Source organism: Plantibacter sp. MMLR14_011, from assembly GCF_001865025.1.
In the GTDB taxonomy this organism is placed as follows: domain Bacteria; phylum Actinomycetota; class Actinomycetes; order Actinomycetales; family Microbacteriaceae; genus Plantibacter; species Plantibacter flavus_A.
This window is the reverse complement of record NZ_MJGW01000017.1, coordinates 420,626-443,055: the sequence shown is the minus strand read 5'-3', so window position 1 is coordinate 443,055 and position 22,430 is coordinate 420,626. Positions and strand designations below refer to the sequence as shown.

Genomic DNA, 22,430 nt, shown 5'->3' with positions numbered 1-22,430 from the left:
TGAGGCATGGCAGCTCCAGTGAACCCGCCGCGCGGCATGCGCGATTTCCTCCCCGCCGACAAGGCCCGCCGGGAGCACGCGCTGGGCACCATCCGTCGCGTCTTCACCGCGCATGGCTTCGACGAGATCGAGACGCCCGTGGTGGAGGAGTACGAGCGGCTGCACTCGGGGCTCGGCGGCGACAACGAGAAGATGGCGTTCAACATCCTCCGGCGGAAGCTCACCCCGGAGGCCATCGTGGCCGCAGCGGACAACCAGACCGAACTCACCGACCTCGGCCTGCGCTTCGACCTCACCGTGCCGCTCGCCCGGTTCTACGCGACGCACCGGGCCGAGCTCCCGCCGGTGTTCCGCTCGATCCAGATCGCGCCGGTCTGGCGCGGCGAACGGCCGCAGCAGGGCCGGTACCGCCAGTTCGTGCAGTGCGACATCGACATCATCGGAGAGTCGTCGAACCTCGCGGAGACCGAGCTCATCATCGCGACCCTCGGGGCCCTCGCCGAGCTCGGCATCACCGGCTGCAGCGTGCGGATCAACGACCGCCGACTCCTCATCGGGATGCTCGAATCGCTGGGCTTCCCCGCCGATGAGCACGCACAGGTGCTCATCACGATCGACAAGCTCGACAAGATCGGTCAGCAGGGCGTGGTCGCCGAACTGCGCGACCGTGGCGTCGACGCCACCGCCGTCGACGCACTCGAGGCCTTCTTCTCCCGTCCGCAGACGATGGAGTTCAACACCTTCGGTGAGCGGGCGATCCGCAAGGCGCTGCCGCTCGGTGCCGATGACGCCGTCGTCGCGGAGCTCGACGCGCTCGGGAAGGGCGTCGCCGCGGCGACCTCCCTCCAAGGTCAGCCGGCCGACCCCTTCGCGAACCCGCTGGTGTTCGACCCCTTCCTGGTGCGGGGCATGGGGTACTACACGGGCGCCATCTTCGAGATCGCGCACCCCGACCTCGGGTACTCGCTCGGCGGCGGTGGTCGCTACGACGGCATGATCGGGCGTTTCCTCGGCCAGGACGTGCCGGCGGTCGGATTCTCGATCGGCTTCGAGCGCATCGTCGACCTCATCGAGCTCCCCGCCGGAGCGGCCGCGGATGCCGTCGTGCTCGTGCACGACCGCGACGTGCCGCCGGTGACGCTGGTCGCGTTGAAGGCCAAGCTCGTCGCCCAGGGGCGTCGGGTGCGCCTCGAAGCCCGCGTGAAGAACCTCAAGGCCCTCCTCGACCGCGTGTCGGCAGCCGGCTTCGGCGCCTTCGCGTTCGTCTCGGCCGACTCGACGCTCGAGTCGCTCGAGTTCAAATCGCTCGACTGACGATTCCCGCGTCCGCTTCCCGATCCTCGGCGCGCTTCCGAGCGGCTGCCCAGCTCGTCGGTGCAGGATGGAGCATTCGGCCGGATCGCCTCCCTCGAGCGATCCGACCGCTCTGCCCCCGATCGAAGAACTGGTTCCCCGATGAGCGTCATGGCCCCTGCAGCGCGCCCGCAGCGCGCCCCGGAGTCGACCGGCCCCACGCGCCGCCGGGCGAGCCTCGTGCGGCGCCCGGCGACGACGCTCGCGCTGGCCGTCGGAGTCCCGCTCGCCCTGCTGACGGCCGCCCACGCCCTCGTCCCCGACATCCTCGGCCTCGGGCTCGTCTGGGACAACGCCCTGCCGTGGACGTGGGTCCTGCTGCCGGTGCTCTTCCTGGTCCTCCTCGTCGCCCGCACGCCGGGCGCCGTCATCGGTCTCCTCGCGCCGACGCTCGTCTGGGCCTTCCTGTTCGGCCCCGGCGTCGTCCCCATGGGCGACGGGCGCTCGGCGGTCCCGGCCGAGGCCTCCCTCACGGTCGCCAGCCAGAACCTCGGGCCGGAGGGCGACCCCGCGGTCATCGCGGGTTCCCTCCAGGCGAGCGGTGCGGATCTCATCGCGCTCCAGGAGATCGAGGACCACGACCGCGAACCACTCGCCGCGACGCTCGACGAGCAGTACCCGTACTCCGTGCTCACGGGGACGGTGGGTCTCTGGAGCCGCTATCCGATCGCCGACTCGGTCGGGCTGAAGCTCGGCCTCGACTGGTACCGGGCGATCAACGCCGTCGTCGACACCCCGTCCGGGGCCGTGAGCGTCTACGTGATCCACGCCGACTCCGCGCGTCCGGGTGCGCACGCCGAACGGGACGTGATGCTCGCGGAGTTGGCCGAAACCGTCGCGGCGAACACCCGTGATCGGATCGTCGTCATGGGCGACTTCAACGCCTCCGCCTCCGACCGGGCGCTCGCCGCACTCCAGAGCGAGGTGACGGAGCCCAACCAGAGTGAGGGCGGCTTCGGACTCACCTGGCCGGCCGGGACACCGCTCATGCGACTCGACCACGTCTTCGTCCGCGGCATGACCGCGACCCACAACGCCGTCGGCGACGCCGAGGGCAGCGACCACCACGGCATCGTGTCGAGCTTCCGGCTCGACCGCTGACCGCGCGCCTCGCGCGACGATCCGCGGCTCTGCGCCCGTTCAGCCGATGTCACTAGACTGAGCGCGGGCGGCCGTCGTACCCGTCCCACGTCCCAATCCCCACAAGGAGAACATCAGTGGCACTCATCGAGGCAGTAGGCGCTCGCGAAATTCTCGACTCCCGAGGCAACCCGACCGTCGAGGTCGAGGTGCTCCTGGAAGACGGCACGGTCAGTCGTGCAGCAGTCCCGTCCGGCGCATCGACCGGTGCGTTCGAAGCGTACGAGCTGCGTGACGGCGATGCCGCGCGTTACCTCGGCAAGGGTGTCGAGAAGGCGGTCGACGCCGTCCTCGACGAGATCGGCCCGGCACTCGAGGGCATCGAGGCGGACGACCAGCGCCTCGTCGACCACACCATGATCGAGCTCGACGGCACCGAGAACAAGAGCCGCCTGGGCGCGAACGCGATCCTCGGTGCGAGCCTGGCGGTCGCCCGTGCCGCTGCGGACTCCGCAGACCTGTCGCTCTACCGCTACGTCGGCGGCGCCAACGCCCACGTCCTTCCGGTCCCGATGATGAACATCATCAACGGTGGCTCGCACGCCGACACCGGCGTCGACATCCAGGAGTTCATGATCCTCCCGATCGGCGCTCCGAGCTTCCGTGAGGCGCTCCGCTGGGGCACCGAGACGTACCACACGCTCAAGGGCCTGCTGAAGTCGAAGGGCTTCGCGACCGGCCTCGGCGACGAGGGTGGCTTCGCCCCCGACTTCGAGCACAACCGTGCGGCCCTCGACTTCATCGTCGAGGCCATCGAAAAGGCCGGCTTCACGGTCGGAACCGACATCGCACTCGGCCTCGACGTCGCCTCCAGCGAGTTCTACAAGGACGGCGCGTACCAGTTCGAGGGCAAGGCGCTCGACAGCACCGAGATGACCGCGTACTACGCCGACCTCGTCGCGAACTACCCGCTCATCACCATCGAGGACCCGCTGGCCGAGGACGACTGGGCGGGCTACGCCCACCTCACCCCCGAGCTCGGCTCCAAGGTCCAGATCGTCGGCGACGACCTGTTCGTCACGAACCCGAAGCGTCTCGCCGACGGCATCGCCAAGGGTGCGGCGAACTCGCTGCTCGTCAAGGTCAACCAGATCGGGACGCTCACCGAGACGCTCGACGCGGTCTCCCTCGCTCAGCGCTCCGGCTACACGACGATCCTGTCGCACCGCTCCGGCGAGACCGAGGACACCACGATCGCCGACCTCGCGGTCGCGACGAACGCGGGCCAGATCAAGACCGGTGCGCCTGCGCGCAGCGAGCGGGTCGCGAAGTACAATCAGTTGCTGAGGATCGAAGAGGAGCTGGGCCAGGCAGCCGTCTACGCCGGCCGCAGCGCCTTCCCCCGGTTCACCGCCTAAGCATCGTCACCTGAAGGCTCTCAGGGGTGCCGATCGGCACCCCTGAGAGCCTTCGTCGTGTGCGGGAGGCGCCTGTGAAGAAGCCATCGATGCCGGCCGGCGGCGGGTCGAAGCCCACGCCGTCCGGCAGCGGAGCAGCGTCCTCCTCGTCCTCCGGCTCGTCGAAGCAGCGACCGGCGTCGAAGCCCCGGTCGAACTCCGCGGATGCCTCCGCCAAGCGCTCCTCCTCGTCGTCCAAGCGCCCGGTGGGAGCCACCGCGAAGCCCGCACGCTCCGCAGCGACAGCCCCGCGGTCGACGACGAAGGCACCGCGATCCGCGTCGGCCGGTTCCTCGGCACCGCGCTCGCGGACCGGCTCGACACGGACCGCCCCGGCACGCCAGTCGGACGCCGGCGGCTGGTTGCGGAGTCTGCGACTGTCCGGGTTCAGCGTCCTGCTCCTCGGGATCCTCGTGCTCGGGGTCGTCGTCCTCGCGCCGAACCTCAAGACCTTCCTCGAGCAGCGGCAGCAGATCGCCGCGCTGGAGGCCGGTGTCGCCGACACCCAGAAGCAGGTGGACGCGCAGCAGGCCGAACGCGAGCGCTGGAACGACCAGAGCTACGTCATGACCCAGGCGCGCGACCGCCTGTTCTACGCTCTACCCGGCGAGGTCAGCTACATCATCATCAACGACGTCGACCCGGCCTCGTTGCCCACCACCGAGACACCCGTGAGCGACACGCTCGTCGACTCGCAGTCCGACTGGCTCGACGGGCTGCTGTCCTCGCTCGTCGCCACCGGCTACTCGCCGGCCCCGGTCGCGACCGAGCCCCCTGCTCCCACGCAGACGACGCCTCCCGCCGGCGGCTGACGTCCGGACGCAGTGGTGAACCCGGCGATAATGGAACCATGAGCACCCCTCCCTTCGGCCCCGTCTCCGAGCGCGACGTCGAGATCGTGTCGGCGCAACTGGGACGCCCGGCGCGGAACGTCGTCGGCATCGCGGCGCGCTGTGTCTGCGGCGCCCCGACGGTCGTCTCCACCGCTCCTCGCCTGGCCGACGGCACGCCGTTCCCCACGTTCTACTACCTGACCCACCCGGCCGCCACGGCCGCGGTCTCCTCGCTCGAGGCGACCCAGGTGATGAACGAGTACAACGAGCTCCTGGCCGAGGACGAAGCGGTCCGCGCTGCCTACGCCACCGCGCACACGGCCTACCTCGCCGACCGCACCTCCATCGCCGAGGTCGCCGAGATCGACGGGATCTCCGCCGGCGGCATGCCGGTGCGGGTCAAGTGCCTCCACGCGCTCGTCGGCCACGCCCTTGCGGCTGGTCCGGGCGTCAACCCCATCGGCGACCTCGCGCTCGACCGCGCGAGCTGGAGCCCCGAGGTGTGCGCATGCGCGGACGGCCAGGCGGGGCAGGGATAGGCCCCGCACGCGACGGGGGTCGCCTGTGGGGGAGTGACGGACCGCGACGCGGAGACCGTCGTCGTCCGCGCGGCCTCCGCGGTGCGCTGTCGGCGCTGTCCGCGGTGCTCCTGGCGTTCTTGCTCGTGGGGACGCAGGCGCTCCCGGCGTCGGCGGACACGGTGCGCGACATGCAGTACTGGCTCGGCGACTACGGCTTCACGACGGCCTGGGAGACGACGAAGGGCGCCGGTGTCACCGTCGCCGTGATCGACACCGGTATCGCGAGCGGGCCGGCGGAGATGACCGGCGCGGTCGCGGGCGGCGTCGACGTCTCCGGGCTCGGGAGTCCCGACGGCCGGACTCCGGTGGGCTCCGAGGGGAGCGAGCACGGGACGCTGGTCGCCTCGATGATCGCCGGTCGTGGTCGCACGGGCGGTGCCGGGGTCATCGGCGTGGCCCCCGAGGCGCGCCTGCTCTCCGTCTCGGTCGGGTTCGGCTCCGACGGGTCGGCCGTCGTCCCCTGGGACGACCAGATCGCGACCGCTGTCCGTTGGGCGGTGGACAATGGCGCGGACGTCATCAACATGTCCCTGACGCGCAACAGTCTCGACTGGCCGACGAGCTGGGACGACGCCTTCCTCTACGCCTTCTCGCACGACGTGGTCGTGGTTGCTGCAGCGGGCAACCGGGGGAGTGGGACGGTCGAGGTCGGTGCTCCGGCGACGATCCCGGGCGTGCTGACCGTCGCCGGTGTGGATCGCACGGGGTCGGCGAGCTTCGACGCCTCGAGCCAGGGCATCACGATCGCCGTCGCTGCGCCGAGTGAGCAACTCGTCGGGGTGACGCCCGCCGGGTCCTACGTGCAGTGGCAGGGGACGAGCGGGGCGGCGCCGATCGTCTCCGGCCTCGTGGCCCTCGTCCGCTCCGCCTGGCCGGAGCTCAGCGCCGCCGACGCCATCAAGCGCGTGACGGCGACGGCGAAGCAGGTGGGCGACTCCGCGCAGAGCCCCATCTACGGTGCAGGTCTCATCGACGCCGCAAAGGCGGTCAGCGGTTCCGTCGGTCCGGCGACGACCTCGCCGGAGCAGCAGCTGTCCGACTGGATCACGCTCTACCGACGGGCACCGCAGGTCCCCGATCCCGATCCGGGTGCCGAGCAGCCGTCGCCGACACCGGAGCCGGTACCCCCGGCGATCCCGGAGAACGAAGCCGTCGAGGTGCGCGCCAACCCCTTCCTCCCGACGCCGAGCACCCTGCTCTACGGCTCGCTGCCACTGGCGCTCCTCCTCGGAACTGGTAGCCTGGTCACGCTCGGTGTCATAGGCGCTACCAGGCATTTCAAGCGGGTGCTGCAGAAGTAGTACTCTGTTCCGATATTCTCAGACACTCATCTGAACCAATCGTCTTGACGTAGGAGATCGTTCGCCGTGCCCAAAATTCTGATCGTCGGTGGTGGTTACGCCGGGTTCTACACCGCATGGAAGCTCGAGAAGCAGCTTCGTCGTGGTGAGGCCGAAGTCACCATGGTCGACCCGCTGCCCTACATGACCTACCAGCCCTTCCTGCCGGAGGTCGCCGCCGGTTCCATCGAGCCGCGTCACGCGGTCGTCTCGCCGCGTCGTCACCTGAAGCACACCAACGTGATCACCGCCAAGGTCACGGGCATCAACCACGCCGAGAAGAAGGCGACCATCACGCCTGAGGTCGGTGAGCCCTGGGAGGTCGACTACGACATCATCGTCGTCACCGCCGGAGCCGTCTCCCGTACCTTCCCGATCCCCGGTGTCGCCGACACCGCGATCGGGCTCAAGACCATCGAAGAGGCCGTCGCGATCCGCGACCGCGTGCTCTCCAACTTCGACAAGGCCGCGAACCTGCCGGCGGGTCCCGAGCGCGACCGCCTCCTGACCTTCACGGTCGTCGGTGGCGGCTTCGCCGGTATCGAGGTCTTCGCCGAGCTGCGTTCGTTCGCGAGCTCGCTGCTGAAGTTCTACCCGCAGCTGTCCTTCGAGGACACGCACTTCCACCTCATCGAGGCCATGGGTCGCATCATGCCCGAGGTCAAGATCGAGACGAGCCACTGGGTCCTCAAGAACCTGGCCGAGCGCGGCGCGCTCGTGCACCTCGACACGCAGCTGCAGTCGGCTGTCGACGGCAAGATCGAGCTCTCGACCGGTGAGTCGTTCGAGTCCGACCTCATCGTCTGGACCGCCGGTGTCATGGCGAACCCGGGCGTCGTCCGCGGTGGCGACCTCCCCGTCGAGGAGCGCGGTCGCATCAAGACCCGCGCCGACCTCCGTGTCGGCACCGACGACGACATCGTCGAGGGCGCCTGGGCGGCCGGCGACGTCTCCGCCGTCCCCGACCTCAGCGGTGGTGGCGTCGGCGGCTTCTGCGTGCCGAACGCTCAGCACGCCGTCCGTCAGGGCAAGCTCCTCGCGAAGAACATCACCGCGGTCCTCCGTGGCGAGGAGCCGAAGAACTACTTCCACAAGAACATGGGTGCGGTCGCCGGTCTCGGCATCGGCGTCGGTGTCTTCCAGTCCGGCAACCTCGCGATCAAGGGCCTCCCGGCCTGGTTCGCTCACCGTGGGTACCACGGGCTGGCCATGCCGAGCTTCGAGCGCAAGTTCCGCGTGTTCGGTGGCTGGTGGAACAACTTCTGGCTCGGACGCGACATCGTCTCCCTGTCGGCCGTGCAGAACCCGCGTGAGGCCTTCGAGACCTTCGCATCGCGCCCGAAGCCCCCGGCAGACGCTGCGGCCCCCGCAGCAGCTCCGGCGGCTCCCGCAGCGGCTGAGAAGCCCGCTCGCAAGGCTCCCGTGAAGCGCAAGCCGAAGGCCGCCCCGGCCGAGGCCGCAGCGCCCGCCGCCGAGGCACCTGCTGCAGAGGCTCCTGCCGGCACCGGCGCCCCCACCGGTGCCGACGACGAGCAGGCCTACGCGACGCCCGCTGAGGAAGTCAGCGCGAACAAGTAGTCCGGTCCGGAGCCCAGCTCCGTTCCTCGAGAGGCGCATGTCATCCGGTCCGCCGGGGCATGCGCCTCTCGGCGTTCGGCGCCTCGATACGATGAGGTGCACGCCCCCGTAGCCCAACTGGCAGAGGCAGGCGACTTAAAATCGCCGCAGTGTGGGTTCGAACCCCACCGGGGGTACCACTTTGCCTCCTCGGCCCAAGCCGCCCCCACCGTGTCGGCCCCTTTCCTGATGAAATGCACGGGTCGTGGGTTGTGCGAGCGGTTCACCGCCGGGTTCGACCGGACGGCGAGGCCATCGCGGACACCGGGAGGTGCCCCGCGGCGAGGACTGCTGCCGCGCCGGCGATCCACGGGTTGCTCAGCCACGCTGCGGCACAGAAGAACACCACGACCGGGAAGACTGCCATCGGAATCGGCACCCACCACCAGCGCTGGTAGAGCATGGTCCCGTCGCGACCGCCGAGCAGATACCGACCCCACAGCGTGTAGTACCCCGCCAACGCGACGAGCGCCGGGATCGCCCACCCCCACATGGGAACTCCCGGTGCGGTGATGGCCGGGACCACCAGGCACGACGCTTGACCTGCACGTTCGAGCCAGATCAGCGGACGAGGTGCCCGCGTGGCGGGGATGGGGACGGTCGGTGGGAACCGCAACAGCAAGAGGTTCGGTGCCAGGACCGCGAGTCCGACGATCAGACCCCACAAGGAAAACCCCATGCTCGGAGGATAGCTCCGACCACGCTCGCCCCTCGTCGAGCGCTCCGCCGACTCCGTGGGCCGATGGCGGCGAACGAGCGGCGTCAGAGCAACGACGACAGGCGCGCCTTCCGTCGGTTCTCCCGGATGATCCACGCGACATCGGGGTGCCGCTCGTCGAGCTCGCGGAACGCGGGAAGGCCCGTTCCGGGCCGGGCAGCCACCGCGACGCTCCAGCAGTACCCGAGTGCCTGTCGGAGTGCTCTGGCGTCGTGCTGTCGGTTTCGTTCTGGCGGCAGCGCGGCCAGGAACGCCGTCGTCATCTGGCACACCTCGATGGCCGCCGCTGCGACAGCCGGGTCGTGGAGCAGTCGCGGCTCACAGATCCCTGCGACGGCAGCGCGTTGCACGAGCGGCGACGCGTCTGCGGCCCATCCGCGAGTGACGTCCGTGAGCGCTGCTGCGTTCCTGTCTCCGAGATGTTGCAGACCGATGGCCACTCCTTCGCGGACCCGCCATCGGGCGTCTGCGGCCAGCTCGCGGGCGATGCCCTCGGGCCCGGACCGATCGGCACGGCTTCCGAGGACGGCGGCAGCGCACATCGCCTGGTACTCACCGCCGTCATCGAGGAGCATGCGGGCATCGGCCTCATCCGCCTGGGCGAGCAGCGCCTCCAGGAGACTGAGGTTCGCTCGTGGACCGGGTAGCCCCGAGTGCTCACCGAGGAGCTGGGGCCACGCACTGCGAGGGACGTTTCGCAACGTCGCGTCCCACTTCGTCGCATCCTCCATGACGTGAGCATATGGTGCCTCGAGTCTCCGTCGCACCGCCGTTCCCATGGAAGGATGGACGCATGGCTACCCGCACGATCACGACGCTCGTCGACGACCTCGACGGTTCCGACATCCCCCGCGGGCTGGGGGAGACGGTCCGGTTCGGCATCGACGGCGAGAACTACGAGATCGACCTGACCGACGACAACGCGGAGGCACTGCGCGAGACGCTTGCGTCGTACGTCGAGGCCGCACGACCCGTCATCGCGTCGGCGTCGCTCCGCCGCCTGCACTGAGCTGACGCCCGCACAGCGCGCTGTACCCGTCTCTGCACGTTCGCCTCGATCCTGCAAGGGTCCCTGCCGGGCGAGGGAGCGCGACTAGCGTGCTCAGCATGAGTACTCCGAGCGACCACGACCACGCACTGAACGACGACGAGCAGACGAGCAAGGACCGCGCGTACAGCCCCTCCAGCGAAGCGGAGACGGCGGCCAAGCAGGACGACGGGCAGCCCGTCGTCCGCGATCCCGACATCGCCTCCGGCATGATCGATGTCGCCCCCGGCACGGGTGGTCCTGACGACAACGGCGACGTCGACGTCGACCCAGGCGAGCTCCACATCCCTCGCGATCCCGACAGCGCGCACTGAGACAACGATGCCTCGGGTGTTGACCCCTGAACGGGGTTCGCAAAACGGACGACGCGAACGCGACACGGCGGTGTTGCGTCACGCAAGGTGCCTCCCGTCCGCTACCTTCGAGGTGGGGGCGTCACCCGTGAGCCGGTCCCGGAAGCCGCAAGCTTCTTGGTCGACCGGTTGCTAGACGCCTCAAGTGAGGGCGAGGTATTCGGGTTACCTCGCCCTCACGCTTGCCCGCCGCATCTCCCGGCCCGACCGCACGTCCTCGACGGTAGGCTGAAACGATGCAGGAGATCACCCCCACCGAACTGAGCAAGCTCGAGCAGGCCGTCATCATCGACGTCCGCGAAGCCGATGAGGTTGCCGTCGCCAGCGTGCCCGGTGCCCGGCACCTGCCGATGTCGTCTTTCCTCGACCACCTCGACGAGGTACCCCGCGAAGAGACCGTGTACGTCATGTGCCACTCCGGTGGCCGCAGCGCCCGCGTCACGGGCTACCTCGAGCAGCAGGGCTACGACGCCGTGAACGTCACCGGAGGCATCTCCGAGTGGGCTGCGAGCGGCCTGCCGGTCGAGCGTCCCGCCGACGCCGGCTGAGGCCTGACGGGCCGACCGACCGTCGAGCGTTCGGCCGTCGGTCAGCGCGCGTCGATCAGCGGCCGGAGGTGACGGTTCCAGGCCCAGGTCCCGGCTCCGACCGCCGCGAACGCGAGTGAACCGAGCAGGAGTCCGACGAGCGTGTCGCCCGCACCCGGAACCGTCGCCGTCGGGCCCAGGAGTCCGAACAGCAGGGTGAAGCCCACGAACGCGCTGCCGAGCCACGCCGGCTTCGACCAGGCGAGGATGGCGCGTCCACCGAGTGGCCCGAGGGGGAGGAGCGCGATCGACGCGGATCCGATCCCTGCGATTGCGGTCAGGTTCACCGCCTCGACCAGCATCGCGCCGACACCACCGTTCGGCTCGCCGGCCAAGGTCGAACCGAGCCAGGCGATCGAACCGAGCCCGGCGGCCGCAGCGATCCGGGCCAGCGCGAGGCGACCCGCGATGCGTGGCGTGATGGCATCGGAATCGGCCTCCACCGAGGCTGTCGAACCGACGTCATGCGTTTCAGGTCTCCGGGTCGGGCGGAGTTCGGTCAGCAGCGAGAAGAGGAGAGCCGGCTGGAGGGCCAGCAGGCGTGAGAGCGCGGTGACGATGCCGACCGTCACCAGTCCGCCGACACGGACGCTGACGCGCATCGACCCCAGACCGGCTCGGCGGGCGACGACGAGCTGCGCGAGGAGGCCCACGACGTTGATCGCGACCACGGCGACGAGCGAGGCGAACCACAGCCGGAGATACGCCGGCTGACCGCTCACGGGGTGCGCGAACATGAGGATGCCTGCCGCGAGCACGGCGGTGACGACGGCCAGCACCGTGCGACTCGGGAGCGGGACCGACGGGACCCGCTCGAACTCGTCCCTCGGTCGATTGCGCCCGGTCACTGCTGCACGACGACGGTCGGCGATCGTGGCGCGCCAGGGGGCGATGGAGGTCGCGAGGAGTCGGGCCGGGATGGCGATGAGCGCCACTGCCGCGAGGGCGAGAAGGGCGGCGAGCCACCACACCGGCTGGCCGCGGCCGTCGATCGTGGAGGCGAGGGTCTGCGTGAACGGCGTCGTCCCCGACCAGAGGCCGCCACCACCGGTGGGCGGGGCGGCACCGGGTGCCGGTTCGCCGCTCGGCGACGGGGTCGGCTGCTGCGTGCCCGGAGCGGGTGTCCCAGGCGCGGGCGCGGGCTCGGTGCCGTCGGACGGCGATGGGGAGGCGGACGGTGCCGGCGTGGCCGATGCATCGCCGAACGTCAGGGTGATCGCCCTGCTCGCCCCACTCGTGTTGCCGGCGGCATCCTGCTGGATCGCGAGGACGACGTGCGCGCCCGCCGGCACGCCACCGCCCGAGCAGCTCCAGGCGCCACCGGTGACGACCGCCGTGCAGACCGACGTCGAGTCGGCGAAGACCGTGACGGTCGCGCCTTCCTCGCCGGTGCCGGCGTAGCTGGCCGCCGAGATCGGCATCGCCTGCCCGGCCGTCGGTGAGGACATCACGGGCGGGGCCGGAGCGTCGCGGTCGACGGTGAGCACGACCGGGGCGGACGCGTCGGAGCGCTCACTGCCGCTGAACGACGCCTGCTGCGTCGCCGTCACGGAGAGGTCGCCGGACGGCAGCGGCTCGCCCAGCACGCAGAACCAACTTCCGGAGCTGTCCGCCGCGAAACTGCAGGTGGCGCCGGAGTCGGCACGGACCGTGACCGTCGCCCCGGGGTAGGCGGTGCCGCGGACGCCGCCGTTGCTCGGCGTCCCCGCGGTGATGGTGGGCGGGCCGAGCGCGGAAACGGAGATCTGCGCGGAGAGCGTCTCCGGACCGCCGACCTCGACGGCGGTGATGAGCAGTCCGCCGCCGTCGGGCAGGTCGATCGTGCAGGACCAGTCGGTGCCGTCGTCCTGCGGCAGGATGCAGACCGGCTCGAGACCGTCGCCGACCTGCAACTGGACCCCCGTGCCGGCGTCCTTCGTGCCGGTGACCGTGGTGCTGCCGCTGCCGATGAAGGAACCGGAATCGGGACTCGTGATGGTCGGCCCGTCGAGGGGCGGCGGAGTCGGCGTCGCAGCGCTCTCACTCGGGGTGGGGAGCGGCTCGGGCGTCGCGGATGCAGGACCCGCAATGGTCGTCGTCCAGAGTCCGGCCGAGAGGAAGACGGCGAGAAGGATCGCGACGCGTCCGATCGAGCGATTCGATCGGACTCCTGTTCCTGCGCGCGCGTGTTCCCCGGTCACCGTTTCCATTCCCCCAAGATCACTGCGGGAAGTCAACCTCCCGCGCCAGATCGGGTCACATTCTCGGCCGATCCGCACGGGAAAACGGTCGCGACAGGTGCGCTCCGGCGGGCGGTCGGCCATACTGGCCCGACTGGGTCATCCGTCCCAGTCGAGTCGACCGCGATGGAGTGGCACGACCCGCAGGCGCCCCGGGAAGGGTTGCGATGCCGAGGATCTCCGTCGTCGACCGACGAGCCGAGCTCATCAGGGCCGCCCTCCGCGTCGTCGCAGCCGAGGGCGTCGCCGCCGCCACGACCAGGGCCATCGTGGCCGAGGCCGGGATGTCGCTCGCCAGCTTCCACTACGCCTTCGCCTCCCGCGACGAGCTCCTCGCCGAATTGGTCGCACACGTCGTCGAGCATGAACGCGTCGTCCTCGACGTCGGCGAACTGCTGACGGACGCGGACGCCGGTCAGGAGCATCCGCCCACCCTCGCGGCCGTCGTCCATGCCGGCCTCGAACGCTACGTCGACCTCCTCCGCGCCGATCCGGCTCGAGAGGCGGCGATGCAGGAGCTCAGTGCCTACGCGATGCGGACGCCGGGCCTCGAGCACCTCGCGCTCGAGCAGTACCGGCGGTACGAGGAGCTCGCGTGTGAGGCGCTCGCGCTCGCCGCCACGGTCAGCGGCAGCACCTGGACCCAGCCGGTCGACGAGATCGCGCGGACCGTCATCGCCTTCACCGACGGGCTGACACTCGGCTGGCTGGTGCGACGCGACGACGCCGAAGCCCGGCGACTCGTCGGGACGGTGGCGCACCTCGTCGCAACCCTCGCCGAACCGGGGCCGAGATGAGCGGCCTCGGCACCGCAGCAGTCGACCACTCGGCCGACCGACGGGTCACCGGGCGATGGGTCGCCGCCTTCGCGGTCGCCTGGCTGGGCGTCTGGATGGCCCAGCTCGCCCCGCTGCAGCTCCTCCTGCCCGCGCAGATCGACGCGACGCTCGCTCCCGAGCACTGGGTGGACAGCGTCGTCGCCTTCGGGGTCGTCGCCGGGGCGGCCGGACTCTGCTCGATCATCGTGTATCCGCTGACGGGCGCCCTGTCCGATCGCACGCGGTCGCGGTTCGGGAGACGCCGCCCGTGGATCGCAGGTGGTGCGCTCGTCTTCGCCCTGGGGCTCGTCCTCCTCGGCCTCCAGACCGGCATCATCGGCATCGGCGTCTGCTGGTGCCTCGCTATCATCGGCTTCTGCATCCTGGGAGCGGCGCTCACCGCGACCATCTCCGATCAGGTGCCCGTCGGACAGCGCGGCTTCGTCTCGGGTTGGATCTCCGCTCCGCAGGCCGTCGGGGTCATCCTCGGCATCGCCCTCCTGCTCCTGCTCGGCACCCGGATGGCCGTCGGGTACCTGGCACTCGCCGTCCTCCTCATCGTGCTCGTCGTACCGTTCCTCCGGCTGCCCGATCCACTCCCGACGGGTGATCGACCCGTGACGCTCACCGTGCACGCGCTCCTGGAGAGCCTCTGGATCTCACCGCGACGGCACCCCGACTTCGCCTGGACCATGCTCAGCCGCGTCCTCGTGAACCTCGGCAACGCCTTCAGCACCTCGCTGCTCTTCTACTTCCTGCTCTTCGGGCTGGGGGACGCCGACGCCGAGACCGACCTGCTGCTGGTCACGATCGTCTACACGGTGTTCGTCGTCGGGTCCTCGATCCTGCTCGGCCGTCTGTCCGACCGCATCGGACGACGACGCGTCTTCGTCGTCGCGGCCTCCGCCTCACAGGCGCTCGCCGCACTCCTGCTCGCGATCTGGCCCTCACTGCCGATGGGGTTCGTCTCGGCGGCACTGATCGGGCTCGGCTACGGCTGTTTCATGTCGGTCGACCAGGCGTTGGCGACGCAGGTCCTGCCGGACCCGGCGTCGCACGGCAAGGACCTCGGCATCATGAACATCGCCCAGGCGGTGCCGCAGGCGGTCGCCCCGCTCATCGGCGCGTGCCTCGTCGCCTGGCTCGGCGGATTCGCCGGCCTCTACCTCGTCTCCGCGGCCTGCGCCGTCGCAGGGGCGGTCGCTGTCACCCGAGTACGAGGAGTGCGCTGATGACCATCGAACTGACCGCCGGCGGCCGGGTGTCCGAGCCGATGCCCTGGCTCGACCCGAGACGGTACTGGGGCGGTATCGAGCGGGCCGTCTCGGACGTCGACTCGCCCGTCGCCGTCCTGCATCTCGGAGCCCTCCGCCACAACACGCACGACATGCTCCGACGTGCTGCGGGGAAACCGATCCGCGTCGCCAGCAAGTCCATCCGCGTGCGAGCGGTGATCGACGCGCTCCTCAGACAACCCGGGTACGCCGGTGTGCTGGCCTACTCCCTGTCCGAGGCGCTCTGGTTGTCCGAGACGGTGGACGACATCGTGGTCGGTTACCCGACGGCGGAGCGCGGTGGCATCGCACGGCTGGCAGCCGACGAACATGCGGCCTCGCGGGTCACCCTCATGATCGACTCCCTCGACCACCTCGACCTCGTCGACGCGGTGACACCCCCGGAGCGACGCGCGCGCATCCGCGTGTGCATCGAGCTCGACGCCTCCTTCCGTGCGCCCGCCCTCGGCCACGTCGGTGTCCGCCGCTCGCCCCTGCGCACGCCGGACGAGGTCCGGGCTCTCGCGGAGGCGGTCGCCGTTCGACCCGGCTTCAGCCTGGTCGGGATCATGGCCTATGAGGCGCAGATCGCCGGGCAGGGGGACGACCTCGCGGGGCGACCGGCGTGGTCGGCTGCGCTCCGCGCGATCCAGCGACGCTCGTGGGCCGAACTCCGGGAACGTCGTGCCGCCGTGGTCGAGGAGGTCCGAGCGGTCGCGGATCTGGAGTTCGTCAACGGCGGTGGGACGGGATCCCTGGAGCTGACCGCGTCCGACGACTCGGTGACCGAGATCGCGGCGGGGAGTGGCGTCTTCGGCGGACACCTCTTCGACCACTACCGGGCGTTCACGCCGGCACCGGCTGCGGCGTTCGGTCTGTCGGTCGTCCGGAAGCCGTCGCCGGAACTGGCGACAATCCTCGGCGGCGGATGGGTCGCCTCCGGTCCGCCGGGGCTCGACCGCCTCCCGCTCATCGCGTGGCCGGAGGGCCTCGAGATGCTCCCGCGCGAGATGGCCGGCGAAGTGCAGACGCCGGTCGCCGGGGCTGCGGCGGCGTCGCTCAGGCTCGGCGACCGCGTCTGGTTGCGGCACACGAAGTCCGGGGAGCTCAGTGAACGGGTGGACGCCTTCCACGTGGTCGGGGACGACGGGGTGGAAGCCGTCCTACCGACGTACCGCGGCGAAGGGCAGGGGTTCGTCTGATGGGCAGGGCGACGGCGTGGACGAACTGGGCGCGCACCGAGCGGGCGTGGCCCGTGCGGGTCGAGCGGCCCGACTCGGTCGGCGCGGTGCAGCGCCTCGTGCGTGCTGCAGCGGGAGCGGGCCTCCCGATCAAGGCGGTCGGAGCCGGACACAGCTTCACCGGGATCGCCGTGGCGCCCGGTGTGCTGCTCGAGCTCGACGCCCTGAGTGGACTGATCAGGGTCGATCGGGAACGCAGCCGGGTGACCCTCCGCGCCGGCACGCGCCTCCACGACATCCCGCGTCTCCTCGAACCGTTCGGTCTCGCCATGCCGAACCTCGGCGACATCGACCGTCAGTCCGTCGCCGGTGCGATCTCCACCGGCACGCACGGGACCGGGATGGCGTTCGGCGGTATCGCGACGCAGGTCGTCGGGGTGACGATGGTGACGGCGGACGGCGAGCTGCTGACGTCGGACGCCGAGCAGGAGCCAGGGCTCCTCCCGGCGCTGGCGCTCGGGCTCGGGGCGCTCGGGATCCTCGTTGAGGTGACGCTGCAGTGCGTCCCGGCGTTCGTGCTGCACGCGGTGGAACGGCCGGAGTCGCTCGACGAGCTGCTGCCCACCCTGCTCGACCGGGCCGCCGCCGTCGACCACTTCGAGTTCTACTGGTTCCCGCACACCGCGACCGCCCTGACCAAGACGAACCACCGGTTGCCGGGTGATGCGCCCACGCAGCCACTCCGCCCGGTCGCGAAGTGGATCGACGACACGCTCCTCGCCAACGGGGTCTACCGGGTCCTCTGCAACACGGGCGTCGTCGCGCCGGCCATCGTCCCGCGCGTGAACCGGCTCGCGGACCGCCTCGTCGGCGACCGAGAGTTCACCGATCGGTCGCCGCGGGTGTTCACCACGAGCCGCACGGTGCGGTTCGTGGAGATGGAGTACGCGGTGCCGCTCGAGCACCTCCCGACCGCGTTCGCCCGGATCCGCACGCTCATCGAGGAGCGGGGGTGGCGGATCTCCTTCCCCATCGAGGTCCGGGTCGCAGCGGCGGACGAGCTGTGGCTCTCCACCGCATCAGGACGCGCGACCGGATACGTCGCCGTGCATCGCTTCTTCCGCGAGGACCCGGGGGAGTACTTCCGCGCCGTCGAGGCGATCATGATCGAGCTGGGCGGTCGGCCCCACTGGGGCAAACTGCACGGCCGTGACGCATCGTCCCTGCGTGGCGCCTATCCTCGCTTCGACGAGTTCACCCGCCTCCGCGACCACCTCGACCCCGGCCGCCTGTTCGGGAACCGCTACCTCGCCCGCGTCCTCGGCGAGTGACAGCCGGCCGGGAGTCCGGTGCGTCCGCGCTGCACGCCTGCTGCGTGCTTCCTCCGAACTCCCCAAGGGCACCGGCGGGTCGCAGGTAGAATGGGCAGACCCGCTCTCCATCGACTCACAAGGAGCCCATCCTCATGGAATGGCTGATCCCAGTCCTCATCGTCGTCGCCCTGGTCGTCATCGTCGGCATCTACTTCTGGGTGACGTACAACTCGCTCGTGACGCTGAACGTGCGAGTCGAGGAGGCGTGGAGCGACATCACCGTCCAGCTGAAACGGCGCGCCGACCTGATCCCGAACCTCATCGAGGCGGTCAAGGGGTACGCGGCGCACGAGAAAGCGGTGTTCGAGAACGTGACGAAGGCTCGTGCCGAAACGCTCACCGCCCAGGGACCGGCGGCCGTGAGTGAGGCCGAGACCCACATGCAGCAGGCGCTGAAGAGCATCTTCGCCGTCGCGGAGGCCTACCCGCAGCTCCAGGCGAGCCAGAACTTCCTCCAGCTCCAGTCCGAGATCGTCGACACCGAGGACAAGATCCAAGCCTCGCGCCGCTTCTACAACGGCGGTGTCCGGGAGCTGAACACCAAGGTCAAGGTGTTCCCGAACAACCTGTTCGCCAAGGGTCTCGGGTTCTCGGAGCACGACTTCTTCGAGGTCACCGACAACGCGGCGATCGCCGAACCGCCGCGCGTCCAGTTCTGACGTGCGGTAGCGCAGTCCCATGTACCGCGCCATCGCCAGGAACAAGCTCAACACGGTCCTGATCTTCGTCGTCTTCCTGGTCATCATCGGCGGCCTCGGTTGGCTCGCGGGGTATCTCTACCAGAACCTGACGATCACGATCGTGGTCCTTGTCGTGGCCGTCGTGTACGCGGTGATCCAGTACTTCTTCGCGGGGCGTCAGGCCATCGCGATGACCGGAGCGCAGCGCATCGAGCTGGCCGACAACCCGAGGCTGTACCGCATCGTCGAGAACCTCGCGATCACGACCGGGACACCGATGCCCGAGGTGTACCTCATCGCCGACCCGGCACCCAACGCGTTCGCGACGGGTCGCGACCCTCAGCACGCGATGGTGGCCGCGACGACCGGCCTCCTCGAGATCCTCAACGACGCCGAGCTGGAGGGGGTCATGGCCCACGAGCTCGGTCACGTCCGCAACTACGACATCCGCGTGTCCATGGTCGTCTTCGGCCTCGTCGTCGCGATCGGGTTCCTCTCCGACATGCTCCTCCGGATGACGATCTGGGGAGGCGGCAACCGGAACAACAACAACGGCGGCAACCCCGTGATGCTCATCATCGGCATCGTGGCGATGCTCGTGGCGCCGCTGCTCGCGACGCTCGTGCAGCTGTCCATCTCGCGGCAGCGTGAGTACCTCGCCGACGCGACGGGGGCCCTCACGACCCGTCATCCGGAAGCGCTCGCGAGCGCGCTGGGGAAGCTCGCCGCGTACGGCCGACCGATGGCGAAGCAGAACTCGTCCATGGCGCACCTCTGGATCTCCGACCCGTTGAAGCCCGGCGCGGTCGCCCGCCTGTTCAGCACCCACCCGCCGCTCGTCGAGCGGATCAAGCGCCTGAGCACCATCGGCGACGGTTTCTAGGCGAGGGCGTCCAGGCCCCGGACACACGAATGGGGCGGCACCCGGAGGTGCCGCCCCATTCGGCGTTCAGGCGAGAACCGTTACTCGGTCTGCTCGTCGGAGTCGAACGTCACCGTGACCTTGTCATCGGCGTCGATCGTGATCTTGCCGGGGAAGTTCAGGTACGTGTCCCACACCTGCTGACCCGCCACGGCGCTGCCGTACCAGGAGGCGTCGAACGAGCCGTCGATGCGGCCGTCCGAGGTGTAGAAGTACGAACCGCTCTCATCGACCTCGACGGTCGGGGGAGAGGTGAGCGTCCAGGTCACCGGGCCGACACTCGTGAACTGCTTCTGCTGCCAGTCCGGCATGACGCCGCAGCTGGTGTCGAGCGTGGTGACGTCGAGGCACTTCTCGATCATCGCGACGACCTGCTTCGTGACCTCGGTCGTGAGCGCCTCGGTGGCGGTCACGTCGATGTCGATGAAGGCTGAGCCCTCACCGGCCGTGTACGACGTGAGGGTGACGGTCTGCGCGTCGCCCTGCAGGAACTTGCTCTCCGGCGGAGCGATCGTGTAGACCGCCGGGTAGGCGAAGAGGCTCTCGTCGGACGCGCCGTCGAAGTTGACGCCGTTGACGCTGAACGCCGTGCCACCGAGACCGGTGTAGACGTTGATGCTGCCGACGAGGGAGCTGGCGAGCTTCCACTGGTCGAAGAACAGGAACTGCTTGCCTTCGCTCTCGAGCGTGACCGAGTCCTCGTACTTCTTGCCGGCGAGTTCGTACGTGACCTGCACGCGTGCCTCGCCGTTGCGGTTGTAGACCCGGCCGACCTCGGGGTTCTTGATGCGCTCGTCGGCGCCCTTGAGGACCTCGTTGGTGAGCAGCGCGGTCGGCTTGACGGCGGCCGGAGCCTCGGCTTCGGCGTCCGCATCCGGATCGGCCGACGCGGAGGGGTCCGGCGTGGCCTCGGGCTCTGCAGACTCGTCGTCGGTGCTGCCGACGATCGACGGGTCCGGCGCGACGAGGCTCGTCGCGAGCTTCGCGTCCCCGGCGGCGATGGCCTTGAGGTATTCCTCGACCTTCGCCTGCGGGCCGAACGCCGTGGTGTTCAGCACACCGATGGTGATGGCGGCTGCAGCGATGAGCACGAGTGCGCCACCGGCGATCGACGACCACAGGATGATCCGCTTCTTCTGCTTCGGGTCCATCGGCTGCTTCGGAGCGCCGGTCGCGTACGGGTTCTGCGCCGTCGCGTACTGGCCGTTGGGCTGCTGGCCCTGCTGGTACGGGTTCTGCGCGCCGGTCTGCTGTCCGGTCTGCTGACCGTAGGGAGCCGGGGGTGCCTGGTTCGGAGTCTGCTGCTGTCCGGACTGGTACGGGTTCTGCTGACCCTGCTGGTACGGGTTCGGGGTCTGCTGCTGGCCCGACTGGTACGGGTTCGGCGTCTGCTGCTGGCCCGACTGGTACGGGTTCGGCGTCTGCTGCTGTCCGGACTGGTACGGGTTGGGCTGCTCCTGACCCTGCTGGTACGAGGGCTGCTGGTCGCCCTGGGACGGCTGGTGCTGCTGCTCGCCCGGGTTCGGCGGGCCTGGTTGCTGTGGTGTGGTGTCGTCGTTGCTCATGGGCGGGTTCCCCTCGTTTCGGACCATGAAGGTGCCCGCCAATCCTATAGTTGTTGTGTATCTCCTGAGAGTGATTGTGCAGGCTGAGCATGGGGAGTAGTGCCCATGTCCGGCGTGAGTGGGAGGAGCCGGGTGCCGACGGCGTGCGCCAACGGTGCCGCCAGCGTCCCGCGGTCGACGACGGCCACCGCATCGAGTCCCTGCCAGTGGGCCGTCTGGCCGAGGAGCTCCGCCAGGCGTCCCGCGATCGCGTCATCGTCGACGGGACGAAGCCCCCTGACGACGGCATCCTGGTGTCCACGCTCGAACCAGGCGGACTGGACCCGCAGGACCCCGGCCTGACGGTCGCTCTTCAGGTCGACGCGCGCGACGATCTCGCCGTCGATGAGGACCGGGAGCACGTAGTAGCCGTAGACCCGCTTGGGCTCCGGCGTGTAGATCTCGATCCGGTAGTGGAGCCCGAACATGCGGAGGGCGCGTTCGCGGAACCAGACGACCGGGTCGAACGGGCTGAGCAGCGCGGCCCCCTCGATCCGCCGCGGCCGTCGGGCGTCGCGGTGCAACCATGCCTCCTGCGGCCCGCCGCGTCGCTCCCAGCCGGCCACGGTCACGGGTTCGAGGACACCGGCGTCCACGAGCTCGTCGACCGCCCGGCGGACCGCGGTCTGCGGCTTGATCCGGAAGTAGTCCGCGAGGTCGGCGACGGTCGCGACGCCGTGCGCTGCGGCGGCCTGCTCGACGAGCGCACGGATCGCATCGGCCCGGTCGATGTCGAGGTCGAGGAGGTGCTGCGGGAGCACCTGCTCGGCCAGTGCGTAACGGCGTTCGAACCGGTCGCGACCGGCCGTGACCACTTCGCCGTAGAGGAACAGGACCTCCAACGCCCGCTTCACATCGGACCATCCCCACCAGGGTCCGCGTCGGACGTTCGCGTCGTGTTCGATCTCACTCGCCTTCAGTGGCCCCTCGACGCGGAGGAGTGCTCGCACCCAGTCCAACATCTCCGTGTTCTGGCTCGCCCAGGTGGTCTCGTCGCCGGCATGCTTCGCGCGGTGCGCGTCCATCCGCCACCGGAACAGCGGCCACGAGTCGCGGGGGATGAAGGCCGCCTCATGCGCCCAGTACTCGAGGTGGGGCGCGTCGGCTCCGAGCGTCAAGCGATCGAGCAGTGTCTTGTCGTACCCGCCGAGCCTCGCGAACAGCGGCAGGTAGTGACTGCGCTCGAACACGTTGACGGAGTCGATCTGCAGGAGCCCCAGCCGGTCGATCGTCGAGCGCAGGGTGCGGGTACCCGCCGGGGTCGTGCGCTGCGGGGCGCCGAGTCCCTGCGCACCGAGCGCGATCCGTCGGGCGAGGGCGGGGGAGAGGGAAGCGGACACGGCCCGACGCTAGCACCGGCGTCGGACACCCGCCGTGCACTGCGGAGGCGCC

At 69.9% G+C, this 22,430-nt stretch carries 22 protein-coding genes and 1 tRNA gene; 17 read left to right on the top strand and 6 right to left on the bottom strand.

Translation table 11 applies throughout. The features are described 5' to 3' along the window. Window positions 1-6: 6 nt before the first annotated feature. The 3 genes from hisS to eno all read left to right on the top strand — a co-directional run bounded on the left by hisS (window position 7) and on the right by eno (window position 3,851). A complete protein-coding gene (hisS, locus tag BIU99_RS10510; RefSeq protein WP_083397293.1) occupies window positions 7-1,314 on the top strand; it encodes a histidine--tRNA ligase in 1,308 nt (435 codons plus the stop codon). A 141-nt stretch (window positions 1,315-1,455) separates the two neighbouring features. Then, window positions 1,456-2,454, top strand: coding sequence for an endonuclease/exonuclease/phosphatase family protein (locus BIU99_RS10505; RefSeq protein WP_071261091.1), 999 nt, complete (start codon window positions 1,456-1,458; stop codon window positions 2,452-2,454). A 116-nt stretch (window positions 2,455-2,570) separates the two neighbouring features. Continuing rightward, window positions 2,571-3,851 (top strand): phosphopyruvate hydratase, encoded by a 1,281-nt coding sequence (gene eno / locus BIU99_RS10500; protein ID WP_064296470.1) that lies wholly within the window; start codon window positions 2,571-2,573, stop codon window positions 3,849-3,851. Here eno and BIU99_RS19955 read toward each other — a convergent pair. After that, complete coding sequence (locus tag BIU99_RS19955) at window positions 3,841-4,089, bottom strand: hypothetical protein (protein ID WP_217634984.1); 249 nt, start codon at window positions 4,087-4,089, stop codon at window positions 3,841-3,843. The two genes, eno and BIU99_RS19955, sit on opposite strands and share 11 nt — an antisense overlap. A gap of 7 nt (window positions 4,090-4,096) precedes the next feature. On the opposite strand from BIU99_RS19955, the gene BIU99_RS10490 reads away from it, so the two are divergent. The 5 genes from BIU99_RS10490 (at window position 4,097) to BIU99_RS10470 (ending at window position 8,401) form a co-directional block, all read left to right on the top strand. Further along, window positions 4,097-4,702, top strand: coding sequence for a septum formation initiator family protein (locus BIU99_RS10490; protein WP_083397292.1), 606 nt, complete (start codon window positions 4,097-4,099; stop codon window positions 4,700-4,702). Between the two features lie 38 nt (window positions 4,703-4,740). After that, window positions 4,741-5,262, top strand: a complete 522-nt coding sequence (locus BIU99_RS10485) for a DUF501 domain-containing protein (RefSeq protein ID WP_064296467.1) — start codon at window positions 4,741-4,743, stop codon at window positions 5,260-5,262. After that, window positions 5,232-6,605 (top strand): S8 family serine peptidase, encoded by a 1,374-nt coding sequence (locus BIU99_RS10480; RefSeq protein WP_082916207.1) that lies wholly within the window; start codon window positions 5,232-5,234, stop codon window positions 6,603-6,605. The genes BIU99_RS10485 and BIU99_RS10480 overlap by 31 nt, the downstream gene beginning before the upstream one ends. A gap of 66 nt (window positions 6,606-6,671) precedes the next feature. Beyond that, window positions 6,672-8,222 carry an NAD(P)/FAD-dependent oxidoreductase gene (locus BIU99_RS10475; RefSeq protein ID WP_083397291.1) on the top strand — a complete coding sequence of 517 codons (1,551 nt, stop codon included), beginning with the start codon at window positions 6,672-6,674 and terminating at the stop codon, window positions 8,220-8,222. Between the two features lie 102 nt (window positions 8,223-8,324). Then, window positions 8,325-8,401: transfer RNA gene (locus BIU99_RS10470), tRNA-Leu, on the top strand. Window positions 8,402-8,484: 83 nt separating this feature from the next. On the opposite strand, the gene BIU99_RS10465 is transcribed toward BIU99_RS10470, so the two are convergent. Continuing rightward, on the bottom strand, window positions 8,485-8,940 hold the full coding sequence (locus BIU99_RS10465) for a hypothetical protein (RefSeq protein WP_071261089.1): 456 nt from the start codon (window positions 8,938-8,940) through the stop codon (window positions 8,485-8,487). A gap of 83 nt (window positions 8,941-9,023) precedes the next feature. Then, window positions 9,024-9,710 (bottom strand): hypothetical protein, encoded by a 687-nt coding sequence (locus tag BIU99_RS10460; protein WP_071261088.1) that lies wholly within the window; start codon window positions 9,708-9,710, stop codon window positions 9,024-9,026. Window positions 9,711-9,772: 62 nt separating this feature from the next. On the opposite strand from BIU99_RS10460, the gene BIU99_RS10455 reads away from it, so the two are divergent. The 3 genes from BIU99_RS10455 to BIU99_RS10445 all read left to right on the top strand — a co-directional run bounded on the left by BIU99_RS10455 (window position 9,773) and on the right by BIU99_RS10445 (window position 10,928). After that, window positions 9,773-9,988, top strand: coding sequence for an Lsr2 family protein (locus tag BIU99_RS10455; protein WP_071261087.1), 216 nt, complete (start codon window positions 9,773-9,775; stop codon window positions 9,986-9,988). Window positions 9,989-10,086: 98 nt separating this feature from the next. Beyond that, window positions 10,087-10,341 carry a hypothetical protein gene (locus BIU99_RS10450; protein ID WP_064296578.1) on the top strand — a complete coding sequence of 85 codons (255 nt, stop codon included), beginning with the start codon at window positions 10,087-10,089 and terminating at the stop codon, window positions 10,339-10,341. A gap of 275 nt (window positions 10,342-10,616) precedes the next feature. Further along, window positions 10,617-10,928 (top strand): rhodanese-like domain-containing protein, encoded by a 312-nt coding sequence (locus BIU99_RS10445; protein ID WP_064296463.1) that lies wholly within the window; start codon window positions 10,617-10,619, stop codon window positions 10,926-10,928. Window positions 10,929-10,969: 41 nt separating this feature from the next. Here BIU99_RS10445 and BIU99_RS10440 read toward each other — a convergent pair whose 3' ends face one another. Further along, window positions 10,970-13,156, bottom strand: coding sequence for a hypothetical protein (locus BIU99_RS10440; RefSeq protein ID WP_139205396.1), 2,187 nt, complete (start codon window positions 13,154-13,156; stop codon window positions 10,970-10,972). Window positions 13,157-13,353: 197 nt separating this feature from the next. Between BIU99_RS10440 and BIU99_RS10435 the strand changes: the two genes are divergently transcribed. The 6 genes from BIU99_RS10435 (at window position 13,354) to BIU99_RS10410 (ending at window position 19,395) form a co-directional block, all read left to right on the top strand. After that, window positions 13,354-13,983 carry a TetR/AcrR family transcriptional regulator gene (locus BIU99_RS10435; protein WP_071261085.1) on the top strand — a complete coding sequence of 210 codons (630 nt, stop codon included), beginning with the start codon at window positions 13,354-13,356 and terminating at the stop codon, window positions 13,981-13,983. Next, window positions 13,980-15,236, top strand: a complete 1,257-nt coding sequence (locus BIU99_RS10430; protein WP_071261084.1) for an MFS transporter — start codon at window positions 13,980-13,982, stop codon at window positions 15,234-15,236. The genes BIU99_RS10435 and BIU99_RS10430 overlap by 4 nt, the downstream gene beginning before the upstream one ends. Continuing rightward, window positions 15,236-16,480 (top strand): alanine racemase, encoded by a 1,245-nt coding sequence (locus tag BIU99_RS10425; protein ID WP_071261083.1) that lies wholly within the window; start codon window positions 15,236-15,238, stop codon window positions 16,478-16,480. Before BIU99_RS10430 ends, BIU99_RS10425 begins: the two co-directional genes overlap by 1 nt. Beyond that, entirely contained in the window at window positions 16,480-17,790 is a 1,311-nt protein-coding gene (locus BIU99_RS10420; protein WP_071261081.1) for a D-arabinono-1,4-lactone oxidase, read from the top strand. Before BIU99_RS10425 ends, BIU99_RS10420 begins: the two co-directional genes overlap by 1 nt. Before the next feature lie 134 nt (window positions 17,791-17,924). After that, entirely contained in the window at window positions 17,925-18,491 is a 567-nt protein-coding gene (locus BIU99_RS10415) for a LemA family protein (RefSeq protein WP_064296457.1), read from the top strand. Window positions 18,492-18,510: 19 nt separating this feature from the next. After that, window positions 18,511-19,395 (top strand): M48 family metalloprotease, encoded by an 885-nt coding sequence (locus tag BIU99_RS10410; protein WP_071261079.1) that lies wholly within the window; start codon window positions 18,511-18,513, stop codon window positions 19,393-19,395. A gap of 80 nt (window positions 19,396-19,475) precedes the next feature. Here the strand turns inward: BIU99_RS10410 and BIU99_RS10405 are convergent, their stop codons facing one another. Together BIU99_RS10405 and BIU99_RS10400 are read right to left on the bottom strand one after the other, a co-directional pair. Beyond that, a complete protein-coding gene (locus BIU99_RS10405; RefSeq protein WP_071261077.1) occupies window positions 19,476-20,999 on the bottom strand; it encodes a hypothetical protein in 1,524 nt (507 codons plus the stop codon). A 44-nt stretch (window positions 21,000-21,043) separates the two neighbouring features. Next, a complete protein-coding gene (locus BIU99_RS10400) occupies window positions 21,044-22,378 on the bottom strand; it encodes a winged helix-turn-helix domain-containing protein (RefSeq protein ID WP_071261076.1) in 1,335 nt (444 codons plus the stop codon). Window positions 22,379-22,430: the final 52 nt, after the last annotated feature.

Coding starts and splice junctions, on each gene's coding strand:
- hisS (WP_083397293.1), top strand. CDS start 7: ATGGCAGCTCCAGTGAACCCGCCGCGCGGCATGCGCGATTTCCTCCCC.
- BIU99_RS10505 (WP_071261091.1), top strand. CDS start 1,456: ATGAGCGTCATGGCCCCTGCAGCGCGCCCGCAGCGCGCCCCGGAGTCG.
- BIU99_RS10485 (WP_064296467.1), top strand. CDS start 4,741: ATGAGCACCCCTCCCTTCGGCCCCGTCTCCGAGCGCGACGTCGAGATC.
- BIU99_RS10480 (WP_082916207.1), top strand. CDS start 5,232: ATGCGCGGACGGCCAGGCGGGGCAGGGATAGGCCCCGCACGCGACGGG.
- BIU99_RS10465 (WP_071261089.1), bottom strand. CDS start 8,940: ATGGGGTTTTCCTTGTGGGGTCTGATCGTCGGACTCGCGGTCCTGGCA.
- BIU99_RS10460 (WP_071261088.1), bottom strand. CDS start 9,710: ATGGAGGATGCGACGAAGTGGGACGCGACGTTGCGAAACGTCCCTCGC.
- BIU99_RS10455 (WP_071261087.1), top strand. CDS start 9,773: ATGGCTACCCGCACGATCACGACGCTCGTCGACGACCTCGACGGTTCC.
- BIU99_RS10450 (WP_064296578.1), top strand. CDS start 10,087: ATGAGTACTCCGAGCGACCACGACCACGCACTGAACGACGACGAGCAG.
- BIU99_RS10445 (WP_064296463.1), top strand. CDS start 10,617: ATGCAGGAGATCACCCCCACCGAACTGAGCAAGCTCGAGCAGGCCGTC.
- BIU99_RS10440 (WP_139205396.1), bottom strand. CDS start 13,156: ATGGAAACGGTGACCGGGGAACACGCGCGCGCAGGAACAGGAGTCCGA.
- BIU99_RS10435 (WP_071261085.1), top strand. CDS start 13,354: ATGCCGAGGATCTCCGTCGTCGACCGACGAGCCGAGCTCATCAGGGCC.
- BIU99_RS10430 (WP_071261084.1), top strand. CDS start 13,980: ATGAGCGGCCTCGGCACCGCAGCAGTCGACCACTCGGCCGACCGACGG.
- BIU99_RS10425 (WP_071261083.1), top strand. CDS start 15,236: ATGACCATCGAACTGACCGCCGGCGGCCGGGTGTCCGAGCCGATGCCC.
- BIU99_RS10420 (WP_071261081.1), top strand. CDS start 16,480: ATGGGCAGGGCGACGGCGTGGACGAACTGGGCGCGCACCGAGCGGGCG.
- BIU99_RS10415 (WP_064296457.1), top strand. CDS start 17,925: ATGGAATGGCTGATCCCAGTCCTCATCGTCGTCGCCCTGGTCGTCATC.
- BIU99_RS10410 (WP_071261079.1), top strand. CDS start 18,511: ATGTACCGCGCCATCGCCAGGAACAAGCTCAACACGGTCCTGATCTTC.
- BIU99_RS10405 (WP_071261077.1), bottom strand. CDS start 20,999: ATGAGCAACGACGACACCACACCACAGCAACCAGGCCCGCCGAACCCG.